Genomic DNA, 13,810 nt, shown 5'->3' on the forward strand with positions numbered 1-13,810 from the left:
TTTCAAAAATAAGGAAATACTAACAACAACGTTACATACATATAGGAGGACAATATGAAACCTGAATTTTTAAAAGCTGTACATGATGCCATCGGAAATGTCGAACACATTCATATAGAGGAAAGCGGTGCTGACAGCTTACTCATCCATCATGATGATGCACAGCAGTTACAACAAGTCGCTAAAACGTTAGAAAATAACAATTTCCGCTCTGCTTTAAGAACAACTGGAGATGCTTCGTATATTGAAGTATTGAACAGATAGTGAAAGTCCGGATGTATGCTGGGCTTTCTTTTTTATCCCGCATTAACGGGCAGTAAGACCCTCACCTCAAAATTCAACGGAAGCAAAGAAGTTAGGTGGGGGATCAACTGCCCGTAAAAGCCCGATTGGTTCAACTAATAATCAGTGGGGATGCCCCACCCACTGATTAAAGTTTCACTTTATATTAAAACTTCAAACTCTTTCACATATACCGCTGTTCCAGCAATATCTATTTGTAACTTCTCATTTTCTACATCTTTCGTTACATATACCGTTACACGACCATCTTTATGTATTTCTTGCCCTTGTTCAACGATTAACTCCATTTCATGGTCAACATCTTTCTCCACATACGTCGCATAATATGCTCCCATTACACCTGAAGCTGTTCCTGTCACGGGATCTTCAATCGTTCCAGCATAAGCTGATGAGAAATGACGCCCATGCATATGTACCTTTTCGTCATAAGTTTCTAGACAAATTGGGTGAATAGAAGCATTAGGTATTTCTTTTAATACCGATGGAAACACCTCATTGTTAGGTTTCATTCTCTCACATACATCTAGATTTTTAACCGGTACAATTACGGTCCAGTTCCCCGTACTTCCATATACAATCGGTAAACTTACATCTAAATCATTTACTTCTAAACCGATACTATGAGCTAATTTTTCTTTTGAACCTGTAAATTCTTTAAACTGAGGTGCTGCCTGCCTCATTTTAATAAAGGTTTCTCCATTTTCATTTACACCTATTTGTATCGGTAAAATCCCGGCCTTCGTTTCAATCGTAAGGCTTGCTTTCTCTTCTAATAAACCTCTTTCACGCAAGGCAAATATTGTCCCAACTGTCCCATGACCACATAAATCCATTTCAAAACCAGGTGTAAAGTAGCGCATTCTTATATCTCCTACTTCTGAGGAAAGAACAAAAGTTGTTTCGTTAAATCCAACTTTTTCAGCAATACGCTGCATTTCCTCTTCTGTTAATCCATCTGCATCTAATACAATACCTGCTGGATTACCCATATTCGGTTTATTCGTAAATGCGTCATAATGAAATACGTTTATAGTCTTCATCTTCTTTTCTCCTAACCTTCTTTAAAAATTTTATAATAAAGCTCTATCTCCGTTTTCAACGAACAATTATTTCTCCAAAATATTCTCTGCATCTTTTCATTTGAAGTATGTGCGCTTCCGATGTAATAAGTAGCCCCTATTTCCTTTAACATATGTAAAGATTGAAGATGCAGCCGGGAAGCAATTCCTTTCCCACGATAACAAGGCATTACCCCAAAATAAAATAATCGTCCTTCACTTTCTGTTCCAGTTTCTATATGCGGTATGGACATACCAATCAGCTCATTTTTATCATAAAAAACAATACATGACTTTTCCCAACCCTTACCTAACTCTGTTTGTACAGAATAAAAATGTTCATCGATAGTTAAAATTGAAGTTTGATTCCCTGAACCCGACATACATTGTTCCCAAATATATTTAAATTCTTTTTCCGATAACGTTCCTTCTGCTATTGATCGATATGTATATTGTCTTTCAAGTTCTTCTATATTGTTCAATTCTCTACATACTTCTACCTTTGCTGCGTGCAAAGAAAAACCTGCATCAAGTAACACCCTCACACTTGAGTTATAACTACTAAACCTTTTGTTTAATACAATACTCGCTCTTTTTAACTCCCAATTAAAACAAACCTCTTCAAATCTACTTATCTTTTCTTTATATGTTTGTACGTTATACAAAACATCTTCTTCTATTTCTTCAATCGTTACTGCATGTGGTAAGCCATTTAATACTTTTTTAGAAGGGCCAAACAAATTCTGAATGATTGCAAGATCGTATATCACCACTTTAATTCACCTACACCTGGCTCAATAAACTTCCCTGAAACATCCTCATTTGAATCTATTATCCAATCATATATATTTTTTGCTCCTTCAGCCGGGGTCATATTCGCATCAAAAGCACCAATTTCAGTCTTTAATTTTCCAGGGTGAATAGCAGTTACACGAATTCCTTTATCCTCAAACTCTTGTTGTAAACAGAGCGTTAACATGTTTTGTGCAGCTTTAGCAATTCGATATGAATATGAGAAATGGCCTTGCGGAAACTCTTTGTTGGCCATTTTATGCAATGAACCTAACCGAGAGGACACATTTATGATTCTCGGATGATCCGATTTAGCTAAAGCCACATATGTACCTTTTACAGCTCGAATTACACCTAAGCAATGAATATTAAATAAGTCCGTTAACTCTTCTGAATTCGTATGTAAAACCTCAGTCTCCTTTCCAGTAATTCCTGCGTTATTTATAACTAGATCAATATACTCTGTATATTCCTCAAGCTGTTTCTTAATTTGTTCTGTACTTTCATCAGCCGATAAGTCTGCTAATATAGGAAAACATCTGCAACTAAACATTTTCTTCAATTGTGTTAACGCAACCTCAGTTCTAACTAACGGATAAACGATATGTCCATTTTCATGAAACACTTTTACTAACTGTAACCCTAATCCGCGATTTCCACCTGTAATTAGAACTCTCATATATTCATCTCCTTATTTTTAAAATAAATAAGAAAATCCATCCACTTACCATTCTCTAATGAAAACGCCTCTCTCTTGCATTCAAAAGAAAAACCGGCTCTTTCCGCAAGACGAACGGATGGCTCATTATCAACACGTATATGTAATTCGATTCTATGAAAATGAAGACGATTAAAAAATAACGATACTGCAGCTTTCACACTTTCCATGCCATATCCGTTTTTCCAGTATTGATTATGTATGGAATATCCCATCATCGCCCATTGATAGTCCATACGTAAAATTTTAATCAGCTCTAGCTTACCAATATTAGCTCCGTCTTCTTTACGAAAAATACCTAATACGTACATCTCATCTCGATGTGCTGCTTCATCAAAGCCTCTAATCCATTCCGTGAACCATTCTTTCGTTGATGATGCCATAACTTGATAACCATCGTCATATTTATACTGCGATGGTAACCTCTTATGAAATCCATCTAACCAACTTTCATAATCATCATTTTGGAACGGACGGATCATCAGTCTCTCTGTCTCTACCTGTAATAGCGGCAGCTTCATTTACATCTCTTCCCTTGATTAATATTTGAATATTCTTTATTATCTTACACAAAATACAAAATCTAGTAAATTATTATGTTTTGATAGACAAAAACCCAGTCATGCTTTATACATAACTGGGTTCTTCATCGTTTAATAACATTTTTATTTCACAAGAACTACATCCCTTAATTCCCTCTTCAACACTTTCCCTAAAGCGTTTTTCGGTAATTCTTCTACGAATACCACTTCTGGAATTTTGTAACTTGCTAACTTCTCCTTACAATACTGAATAATACTTTCTTCTGTTACTGTTGTTTCGCCATCCTTCACAATGTAAGCTCTTGGAACCTCTCCCCAAAATTCATCTGGAACTCCAACTACTGCCACTTCTAAAACACCATGTATTTCATGAATAACATCTTCTACTTGGTCTGGATATACATTGTCACCACCGCGTATAATAACGTCTTTATATCTTCCCATAATATGCAAGAATCCGTCGTCATCTATCATGCCAGCATCGCCCATGTTAAACCAATTATCTTTTACTACCTTCTTTGTCGCCTTTTCATTATTCCAATACCCTTTAAACATGTATGGACTTCTTACATGAATCTCTCCAACTTCATTTGCTTTAAGTTCATGTCCTGTTTCTGGATGAACAATTTTCACCTCTACATTTTTCAAGGCTTTTCCTACAGAAGACATCTTTTCTTTTCCCATCATTGGATGCCATGAAGTTACAACCCAACCTTCTGTACTACCATAGCCTTGCACCATATAGATTCCTTTTTCCATATATTTTTGAATGAGCGTTTCTGGCACTTTTGTTCCACCGCTTTGTGCTACTTTAAAGGTTGAAATGTTCCGTTCTTTTTTATTTAGTTCATCAAGCATATAGCTATAAACAGCCGGGAATGCAAGCATCGTAGTAATTTTCTCTTCTTCAATCTTATCCCAAATAAGAGTAGGATTCGAATCAGCTAAGAAGATCATCGTAACACCATGATAAATACAATTTAAAATAGAAAGCACGCCACTCATATGAAATAATGGATGCACGGATAAAAAGCGTTCACCTGCTGGAATTTCTCTTTGTCCTGCAATCTCTGCAAAATAATGATGTAAGTTTTTATGTCCAATTACGCATGCTTTTGCCTGTCCAGTCGTTCCTGAAGTAAATAAGTAAATGGCATCATCTTCTTCATGAACTTCTACGTTCGGTTCTGTCATTGGCTGTTTTTGCAACTCTAATTCAAATGAACCAAAGCCTTCTTTTGTCGTTTGAATTACATAAGGAATTTCTTTAACAGCATCAACATTTAATAACACTTCACTAAATTCTTCATCAATAACTAACACTTTTAATTTCGCTTCTTTTACAATCGTTTCTAATTCATATACAGTAAGCTGATGATTTAGCGGAATACATACCGCTCCAATTTTTAAACTTGCCATCATAACGCTTGGAAATGGGTGATTATTTTTGCATAGTATTCCTATACGATCTCCTCTTTGCACACCATTATGTAATAAATAATATGCAAGCTGATTTACTCGTTCATTATATTGCTGAAACGAATATCTTTTCTCCCCCCCTACAAGCGCTTCCAAATTTGGTGATTGCATTGCTCTTTTTTGTAATAATTTTTGCATCGTTCTCAAGTAAAACTCCCCTTTATATATGTTAGGTTTTTTATTTTACCAGATTAACTATTAATTTACTAAAGATTACACTTAGTGAATATAACAAGAATATAAAATAGCCATTTACTTCACAAGTAAATGGCTATTTCCTCTTATATATTAGAATACTTCTTGTTCATTACATATTGCACATACTCAGGTGCACTTTTATCAATCTCTTCATCACTTAATTTATATTCGGCACCATATAAATAAAATGAAGGTATAAATTTCATGTCTGTATATAAGCATGTAGCTTGGAATGGTTTCGTCAACTCATCCATCGTAATTCCGCTATTTTCATAATCTTTTTCTAATCCACCTATAGAAACTGCTACACCAAACTCTTTTCCCTTCACTTTATCCCCTTTTGATCCGTATGCAAATCCATATGTTAATACATCATCAAACCATTTTTTTAATAATGGCGGTGTGCTGTACCAGTAAAGCGGAAATTGGAATATATATCTGTCATGTTCTACTAATAACTTTTGCTCTTCTTCAATATTAAACTCCCAGTTTGGTGCCACTTTATATAATTCATGCACCGTAATTTCATCTGAATGTTTCTCAAGTTCTTCTATCCATCTTTTATTAATTTTTGATTTTTCAATATGAGGGTGTGCTACAATTACAAGTGTTCTCATCATTTTCCATCCCCTTTATAAATGAATCAATCCTTTACATATTAGTATGAATGCATTACATATAATTGAAAAGTACGTACTTTCAGGTGCTATAGGAACCTTGAGGTACCTTTGGAGGTGTTATATGCATCAAAATGATAACTGTCCAATTGCAACGACGCTCGATGTAATCGGTGGAAAATGGAAAGTTCATATTTTATGTGTTTTGATGGATGGAAAAATGCGAACAAATGAAATCCGACGAGAAATCCCAAACATTACGCAAAAAGTTCTGACTCAACAACTTCGGCAACTTGAAGCTGATGGGATTATCCATCGTACTGTATATCAAGAAGTACCACCAAAGGTTGAGTACACAATAAGCGAATACGGGAAATCTTTAATGCAAATTATGAATGAACTATTTGAATGGGGAAAAGATCATCAGCTCAAAAGATTACATGACTAAAAAGGCACTATATACTTTGTTTAATCCTCAATGTTTATATTTTGTGTTTTTATAAATTTTATTTTTATCGTTTTTGGGCTAACTTGTTTTCTTAGATTGATGGACGTGACCCCACATCCATCAATCTAAAAAGATATAATTAGAAAAATGAGATTTCTATACAATTTCGCATATAAACACTACTTCTACCTCATTAAACACTTGCCCGACTTTTTCTAATCTCAATTGTACGTAAACTATAAAGGAGCACACCTAAACCGAGAATTTTTTCGTTATTAGACGCATTAGAACCTAAGGTAATAGTAGGTACATTTAAACCCATAAACCTTTCACTCCATTCTATAGGCATATATCCCTGCTTACCAATTACTAATGTACGTCCATCTATTGTACGGAGAGTACTTTGAATAAAATCAAACTCAACTTCTACATCTGACAATTTTGTGGCTTTATCTGTCATCAAAGTACCTCGTATCATAGTAAATCCTTGTATCATTTTTTCTTTAAACATACCAATCTGATTATAATTTGAATCATAGACTACCCAATCATATCCGTCCACTTCAGTATGAAAATAAGCTAGAATTTCCCCGCTACTCGTTTCTAATCCGTAAACATCTTTATTATGTAAAAAGGGTATTACTGAAAAAAGAATATTTGATGAAACCATCTTTGTTCCTGCTATATACTTACCATCAGGATGATATAGACCAAATTGCTTGTTTCGTTTTGGTAATTCTAATACAACCAAAGTATCAACATCCCAAAATGTTGCATTACTTTTTATCATATTCTTTTGTATCAACTTTCCTTTTCTTAACTGCCAAAATCCAATCCCAAAAAAGATAGAAGCAGCGATAACAAAAAAGATAAACTGCCCCCAATTAATATGTCCCCAATCTTCATATACAGCGCATAAAGCAAGAATAAAAATACCCGTCCCAATTAACAGTTTCAACTTTCCTTTTCGTTTATAGTAATCAAATAATTCCATTTCTATATCTTCACCCCTTATTTGTGGTTCCTAACTATTAATATATCAAAAACATATAATTCCCTCTATTCAAAAATATAAGTTCTTCCACTGTCCACTGCATTGGAAACAAAGTGATAGTCGGCCTTTTGAGCTCAAACTCCTGAGAAAGAATAAAAGCGAAATCAATATTTTTTTATTTTAGAGATAATACCATATCACCATCAAGCTAATAAAAAGATACTCCTTAAAAATAAAAAACGCTATTCTCTCTGTAAAATCATAGAAAAGAATAGCGTTTCTTATTTTGAAATAGAAGTCAGCATTTAAACTAAACATGCTAATATTGATTTTGTGCGATTGTCAGTTACTTCATAATAAATTTCTAATCCTTTCCGAGTACCTGTAACCATTTTAGCAGCCTTTAGTTTAGATAAATGTTGACTAATTGTACTTTGAGGCATTTCCAAATCCCCATACATTGTTGTTACATTAGTAGGACCTTTTGCAAGCATTATTTTTACTAATGATAAACGAACAGGATGCGCCAATACCTTTAGTACTTCAGAGATTTCTTCAAACATTTCTTTTTGTTCTTTCATCTTATTGCTCCCCTTTTATATACATATTTATGTTATCCATATATATAATTCGAAGGTATATACAATTTTATGTCCGTCATTTTAAAAAAATATAAAAAAACTTTTTCTCGAAACTAAAGGAGTATCTTCACATAATGTCTCACTATTAGAACTCTTATAGATACAGATGTATGTACTCTACACTCAGCTCACTAAAATTAATAAAAAAGAGAGCAGATAACCTGCTCTCTTAAGATGCCTCCTTATGTTCCGTGGAATGTTTTACACTTCCTATTCTCTTTAGCTTATTCCAACCTACCGCTACTCCTCGAATCGATGAGAATATAGATTTAACGACAACATAAGTCATAAATTGACGATAAATAAAGCGTTGTAAAATTAACCATACTAATGGTTTCGGATTCTCTTCCTCTAATTTAAATGCAAATAGAGATGCGAGAAGATCCATTAAAAAGAATACAAAATAAAATCCTAAAACTTTTAGCGGATCACTACTAAATAACCCCATAATCATTAATATATCTGCAAAAGGAGCAATGAATTGCAAAACATATTGGAATAACCACATGTTAGGCAATGCAATAAATCCTAACGTTTTATGCTTTGAATTACATAACGCTTTTCGATGTTTCCAAAGACATTGGAGTGTACCATATGACCAACGATATCGCTGTTTAATGAGACTTTTCACATCTTCAGGTGACTCCGTAAAAGCATACGCTTTTTCTTCATATACAATTCTATGTCCTTGACGTAAAAATGTAATAGTAAGATCTGTATCTTCTGCTAATGTATCTTCGCTTAAATATCCCGATTCAACTACATTCTTCTTACGCCACGCCCCAATAGCCCCTGGAACTACTGTAATACAATTTAATTCATCAAAAGCTCTACGTTCTAAATTAAATCCTGTTATATATTCAACATGTTGCCAAGTAGTTAACAAGTTTCGTCTATTCCCCACTTTAACATTACCTGAAACTGCTGCTACATTTTGATCTTCAAAGTGTCTAACCATGAGAGAAATGGCGTCTTGCGCAATAATAGTATCCGCATCTAAAGTGACAATAATCTCTCCTCGCGATTGTTGAAACCCTAAGTTCATTGCCGATGATTTCCCGCCGTTTTCTTTCTGAATGAAACGAACTTTAGAGTGTTTATAAAATGTTTCTTGCATTACTTTTGACGTACCATCTGTCGATCCGTCATCCACAACAATAACTTCAAATTCTCCATACTTACTATCCAAAATTGAGCGAATCGTCTTAGCTATCACCTTTTCTTCATTATATGCTGCTATGACAACACTAACAAAAGGTTGATAGGACGAATGAATAGTGTGAGGTAGCGTTTTTCTTTTCTGCTTCCATGCAAAATAAATTAAGAATAAGAATCGAAAAATCCCTAATCCAATAGCGATATAAAAAATAGTTGTTAATATATGTTTAAAGTATCCCGCCCCTGAAAAGACAGCTTTATTGTAAAGTAAATATTGCTTCCCCTCAGAAGAAACAGGAGGCATAATTTCATCACGTTCTTTATTCATTAAATCTGAAATTGTTACAAAACTATATCCATGCTTTTTTAAGTCTTTAATAATGATCGGCAACGCCTCTACCGTATGGGTACGATTCCCTCCCGCATCATGGAGAAGAATAATATTTCCCTCTCCCTTATAAACGGGATTAAGAGCACGCTTTACTAATTCATTTGTTGATGGTGTTGCCCAGTCCTCAGGATCCACTTTTTCTGCTACCATTGTATAGTTCATATTTTGTGCCCGTAAAATAGGCAATATTTCATTTGAGGAATCCGGGTTAGCATCCGCTTCGTATGGTGGCCTAAACAAAACTGTAGAATGCCCAGTTATTTCCTGGATCAGACGTTGCGTCGTATTAAGTTCTACTTTGGTTCGTAGTAAAGACGTATCAGCTACGTTAGGATGCTTGAAAGTATGATTGCCAATTTCATGCCCTTCATCGTATATTCTTTTCACAATACTAGTATTTAGTTGTGCGTTTTCACCAAGTACAAAAAAAGCAGCTTTGATCTTATTCTCTTTTAATATATCTAAGATTTCCGGCGTATATTTCGGGTCTGGTCCATCATCAAATGTTAGTACTACTTGTTTCCCTTTCGGTTTTCCATATCGTTGCACTTCGTATGCAGATGGTAAGGATTGATATACTTCATCTGTAAGATAACCATCTTTACCTACTTTAAAATCTCTCAATCCATTTTGCTTTTCATTCTCAATCTGTAAAATTTCACCTTGTCCAGAATAATTCACTTCATCTAAACTAGTGATTTTATGTAATACATCAGGATTTTTTTGTGCCTCAATCGGATTTTTTAAAACTTTCCATATTGTAGGATCTTCTGCTCCTAATCTCCATAACGCAAACCCCTTTGCTTTGTTGTCCATTGCGATTTTCACTTGATTATAGAGAGTAACGCCGTCTAAGAACCAAGCAGTATGTTCTTTATCTCCTGTTTTATATCTAAAATAAGGATTTCCACTCATCTTATCCCATTGAATATTCATATCTGAATTATGAGCCATTACCATAACTTCTGAAAAAGTTAAAGATTTCGCCGGTTCCTTACTATTTACTTTCCAATCATATCCATAGTTACCGAAAGCAACTATAAGTTTATTAGACGGAATATTCAGTTCTTTCAATGTGTGTTGAAACCATTTATTTGAAGCAATTGGTCCTGGCTCTCCTGCTCCATAGTGCTCATCGTACATCATTACAATCATTCGATCTATTATTTTTGCTAACGCACTATAATCAAAAGCCTTATCATTAGCTGGAACATCTTGTGTAACGAGCAAATCATGTTTATGAAAGACCGTAGTAAGTTCTTTCATAAAATTTGTTAAGTTTTCTCTATCACTTTCAGGTACGGCCTCAAAGTCAATATTAATACCCGCAAATCGATTCTTTTCAACTTGCTTTACTAAATCATTTATAAACTTTGTCTTTACATCATTTGAGGAATTCAGCAACTTATGAATTAGCCCACTATCCGGACCAGAAGCTTCCTCAGTATAGTTAGTTAGTAAAGGCATAATTTTCACTTGATTTTTTTCTGCTAACTTTACTATCTCAGGTTTTAGCTCACTTCTAATCGTTAAATCTGCTTTTAAATGATACCACTCTGGTACTAGCGTGGTTAATGAATCGATATTTTCTTTTAAAGAAGCGGTACTATTTTCATCCCAGTTTACATAAAAACCATACACTTCTTTACGTTGTTTACTATCCTTCGGCGAATTCACCAAATTTTTATTATCCTTCGTTTCGGTATTTGGTTTAAACTCTTCCTTCTTTAACTGCTGATCACTAAGTTTTTGATTAATTGGTACAAGTTTATTATCTTGTTGTACAGCTGTATTCATATTTGGAATTTCTGGTGTTGAAAAAATACTTTGAAAGAAAAAATAAAATACAATACTTACGCTAACTATTGAAATACATAGAAACGAAATAAAAGCTATGTTTCTTCGTCCTTTCGGATCATAAAAAACAGGTTTTACTTTATCTTTCTCTTGTTGAATGTTTTTCTCCATTATATTTTTCACATACTCCTTCTTAATAGAACGATAGAATAATAAAGTGCAACTTTAAGCAGCCTAACTCCCACCTAACTTCTTTGCCCTAGCCAAATTTTGAGATGGGAGTTTTACTGCCCGCAATAGTGAGATAACTCCTTTTCACTTTAAAATGAATCTCCCACTTCTATATTTCTATTGATTCTTCTTTTCATTCCCTTGCTGGTGGCCTCTATTCTCTTGTTGAGATCCCCTACCATTATTTCCTTGCTCGTTTCCAACATTTTCTTTTTGGGATCCTCTTCCATTGTCACCTTGCTGGTTCCCATTATCTCCTTGTTGAGATCCCCTACCATTGTCACCTTGTTGATTCCCATTATTTCCTTGGGACCCTCTTCCGTTGTTTCCTTGCTGATTCCCATTATTTCCTTGGGACCCTCTCCCGTTATTTCCTTGCTGATTCCCATTATTTCCTTGGGACCCTCTCCCGTTATTTCCTTGGGACCCTCTCCCGTTATTTCCTTGCTGATTCCCATTATTTCCTTGGGACCCTCTCCCATTATTTCCTTGCTGATTCCCATTATTTCCTTGGGACCCTCTTCCGTTGTTTCCTTGCTGATTTCCATTATTTCCTTGTTGAGATTCTCGACCGTTGTTTCCTTGCTGATTCCCATTATTTCCTTGTTGGGATTCCCTACCGTTATTCTCCTGCTTATTCCCTCTATTTTCTTGCTGAGATCCTCTACCATTGTTTTCTTTTATTTGCTTCGTTGGCTGTTCCTCTATTTTCTTTTGTTCTTTATGCTCTGGCTTCTCATATTTTTTGTCTTTTACAGAAGACAAATCTGGCGATACATCAGGAGATGACTCCGGCTGTGATTGCACCTCTTCTTCGTTTTCCACCGGATTAGACGGCGTGGCAGGCGGCGTAACCGATTTGTTCTTCTCATTCTCTTGCATTATATAGACACCTGTACCAATTCCAGCTTTTCTAGCATTCTCTCGTACTTGCATCGTGCTACTTTGATATTCGACTGTAATATGTTTTAGCTCATATTCTTTCTTTAATTCTTTCATTACCTTTTCCAACTTCGGTTCTAGCAACTTATCCTTTGCAATAGCGGTTAGCATAACTTGCTTATCATTCGTTAAATACTTATCCTCTTGACTCTGCTTTATAATTGTACGTATTACTTCTTGCAATTGTTTATTTTCCCATTGCTTTAATTCTTTTAAAATACGCCTTCCATCATCATTACAAGCTTGTAAATCTATAACGCGAAGATCCTTCGTTACGCTCACTTCTAAACTTGGATTTATATCAACTGAGACGTAAGCGAATACTTTTTCTTCCGGTTGGTTGTAGAAAAATAACAGCGCACATAGAAAACAAGCAACAAGTAATGATGCCGGCTTTAAGAAATAAGGGATTGAAAAACGCGATGCTTTTTGTTCTTGCTCATCAAATGAAATTTCCTCTCCAATCATGCAAGAATCCCCTTTTCTTTTACACGTAATAAACTCTCCATTTGGCGTTAAAACAACTACGCTATGTTTTTTTATATCCATCACAATTCCTTTATTCATCATGCTTCCCTCCCCTTATATAATCAAGAATGTATGTATAGTTGTTTGCGAAGATAATACACATTGCAATGATATATTTTCTATGCCGTTCCAACGTTTTACGACTTACCCTAACACGCGGTTCAATATGTTTAAGCGGTAACTTTTTCTTCCGGAACAGCTCCTCCATCATTTCCTCTTCTTTTATAATCATCTTTACAATTTCTATTAAGTGTTCACGCGTATCACGATGCTTAGGAGATTCTTTAGCAAGCTCTGAAAATGTGATTTTAAACTCAGCTAACACACTTTGAAAATGGAGAATTTCTTCCTTACGGTTACTATTATCCATCTCTTTCATATACTCCGTAAGCGACACTTGCATTTCTAACATTTCCTCTTGCTCATCTTCTTTTAAAAAGACACGATTATGCTTAGACTCCTTGCGTATATAGTCAATTACATCTCTTTTTATAAGAAGATCAGCAAACGCTAGAAAAGATTTCCCTTTTTTATATGAATACTGTTCAATTGCTTCGTTAAACGCAAACAATCCAATACTATATTCATCATCCTGTTCTGTAATATATCGGCGGCAGACAGACGAGATTGATTTTCTAATAAACGGCTGATACTGTACGATAAATGCTTCTTTATCTTCTTCGTTATTTTGTATGTTACATACGATATCTTCTATTTTCGGTTTTCTTAAGATCTTCATTACTAAACTCAACACGGGTAATCTCTCTCCCTCCTTCTGCTTGAAATAGAAGAATGGTCACTAAACAAGTGACCATTCAACCACATTTTCTTTAGGCTTGTCTTCTTGTTGTTCATATTTTTCAAAGCCAACTTTTCTATCGTTCTTACAGTTAGGCTTACATTTCACTCTACTTTCTTATTTTCTTCCGCTTGTTTTGCTTGCTCTGTTTCTATTTTATCTGCAATCCTTGCA

Annotated in this window: 13 protein-coding genes; 2 read left to right on the forward strand and 11 right to left on the reverse strand. The window is 34.8% G+C overall.

The window, feature by feature from the left end:
• The first annotated feature begins 54 nt into the window (after positions 1 to 54).
• On the forward strand, positions 55 to 264 hold the full coding sequence (locus tag ACTT1L_RS03685) for a hypothetical protein (protein ID WP_000801653.1): 210 nt from the start codon (positions 55 to 57) through the stop codon (positions 262 to 264).
• 179 nt (positions 265 to 443) lie between these two features.
• Here the strand turns inward: ACTT1L_RS03685 and ACTT1L_RS03690 are convergent, their stop codons facing one another.
• The 6 genes from ACTT1L_RS03690 to ACTT1L_RS03715 all read right to left on the reverse strand — a co-directional run bounded on the left by ACTT1L_RS03690 (position 444) and on the right by ACTT1L_RS03715 (position 5,707).
• Positions 444 to 1,343: a PhzF family phenazine biosynthesis isomerase gene (locus ACTT1L_RS03690; protein WP_071743331.1), complete on the reverse strand. Its 900-nt coding sequence runs from the start codon at positions 1,341 to 1,343 to the stop codon at positions 444 to 446.
• Positions 1,344 to 1,354: 11 nt separating this feature from the next.
• The gene (locus ACTT1L_RS03695) at positions 1,355 to 2,131 is read right to left on the reverse strand and encodes a GNAT family N-acetyltransferase (RefSeq protein WP_000638674.1); all 777 of its coding nucleotides are present in this window, start codon (positions 2,129 to 2,131) and stop codon (positions 1,355 to 1,357) included.
• Positions 2,128 to 2,832 carry an SDR family NAD(P)-dependent oxidoreductase gene (locus ACTT1L_RS03700; RefSeq protein ID WP_001264490.1) on the reverse strand — a complete coding sequence of 235 codons (705 nt, stop codon included), beginning with the start codon at positions 2,830 to 2,832 and terminating at the stop codon, positions 2,128 to 2,130. Before ACTT1L_RS03700 ends, ACTT1L_RS03695 begins: the two co-directional genes overlap by 4 nt.
• Positions 2,829 to 3,392 carry a GNAT family N-acetyltransferase gene (locus tag ACTT1L_RS03705; RefSeq protein WP_071743333.1) on the reverse strand — a complete coding sequence of 188 codons (564 nt, stop codon included), beginning with the start codon at positions 3,390 to 3,392 and terminating at the stop codon, positions 2,829 to 2,831. The genes ACTT1L_RS03700 and ACTT1L_RS03705 overlap by 4 nt, the downstream gene beginning before the upstream one ends.
• A gap of 144 nt (positions 3,393 to 3,536) precedes the next feature.
• On the reverse strand, positions 3,537 to 5,030 hold the full coding sequence (locus tag ACTT1L_RS03710) for a class I adenylate-forming enzyme family protein (protein WP_084638403.1): 1,494 nt from the start codon (positions 5,028 to 5,030) through the stop codon (positions 3,537 to 3,539).
• Positions 5,031 to 5,173: 143 nt separating this feature from the next.
• Positions 5,174 to 5,707, reverse strand: coding sequence for an NAD(P)H-dependent oxidoreductase (locus tag ACTT1L_RS03715; RefSeq protein WP_002170196.1), 534 nt, complete (start codon positions 5,705 to 5,707; stop codon positions 5,174 to 5,176).
• A gap of 124 nt (positions 5,708 to 5,831) precedes the next feature.
• Between ACTT1L_RS03715 and ACTT1L_RS03720 the strand changes: the two genes are divergently transcribed.
• Positions 5,832 to 6,155, forward strand: a complete 324-nt coding sequence (locus ACTT1L_RS03720) for a winged helix-turn-helix transcriptional regulator (RefSeq protein WP_000554057.1) — start codon at positions 5,832 to 5,834, stop codon at positions 6,153 to 6,155.
• A gap of 193 nt (positions 6,156 to 6,348) precedes the next feature.
• On the opposite strand, the gene ACTT1L_RS03725 is transcribed toward ACTT1L_RS03720, so the two are convergent.
• The 5 genes from ACTT1L_RS03725 to sigI form a co-directional block, all read right to left on the reverse strand.
• Positions 6,349 to 7,149 (reverse strand): hypothetical protein, encoded by an 801-nt coding sequence (locus ACTT1L_RS03725; RefSeq protein WP_000418468.1) that lies wholly within the window; start codon positions 7,147 to 7,149, stop codon positions 6,349 to 6,351.
• A 305-nt stretch (positions 7,150 to 7,454) separates the two neighbouring features.
• Positions 7,455 to 7,730 (reverse strand): ArsR/SmtB family transcription factor, encoded by a 276-nt coding sequence (locus ACTT1L_RS03730; RefSeq protein ID WP_000662957.1) that lies wholly within the window; start codon positions 7,728 to 7,730, stop codon positions 7,455 to 7,457.
• Positions 7,731 to 7,959: 229 nt separating this feature from the next.
• Entirely contained in the window at positions 7,960 to 11,307 is a 3,348-nt protein-coding gene (locus ACTT1L_RS03735) for a glycosyltransferase (protein WP_442821960.1), read from the reverse strand.
• A gap of 177 nt (positions 11,308 to 11,484) precedes the next feature.
• Positions 11,485 to 12,879 carry an anti-sigma-I factor RsgI gene (gene rsgI, locus ACTT1L_RS03740; protein ID WP_442821801.1) on the reverse strand — a complete coding sequence of 465 codons (1,395 nt, stop codon included), beginning with the start codon at positions 12,877 to 12,879 and terminating at the stop codon, positions 11,485 to 11,487.
• Positions 12,869 to 13,591: an RNA polymerase sigma factor SigI gene (gene sigI, locus ACTT1L_RS03745; RefSeq protein ID WP_000950302.1), complete on the reverse strand. Its 723-nt coding sequence runs from the start codon at positions 13,589 to 13,591 to the stop codon at positions 12,869 to 12,871. The genes rsgI and sigI overlap by 11 nt, the downstream gene beginning before the upstream one ends.
• Positions 13,592 to 13,810: the final 219 nt, after the last annotated feature.

It is taken from the genome of Bacillus sp. FH (assembly GCF_052216825.1).
GTDB lineage: Bacteria > Bacillota > Bacilli > Bacillales > Bacillaceae_G > Bacillus_A > Bacillus_A paranthracis.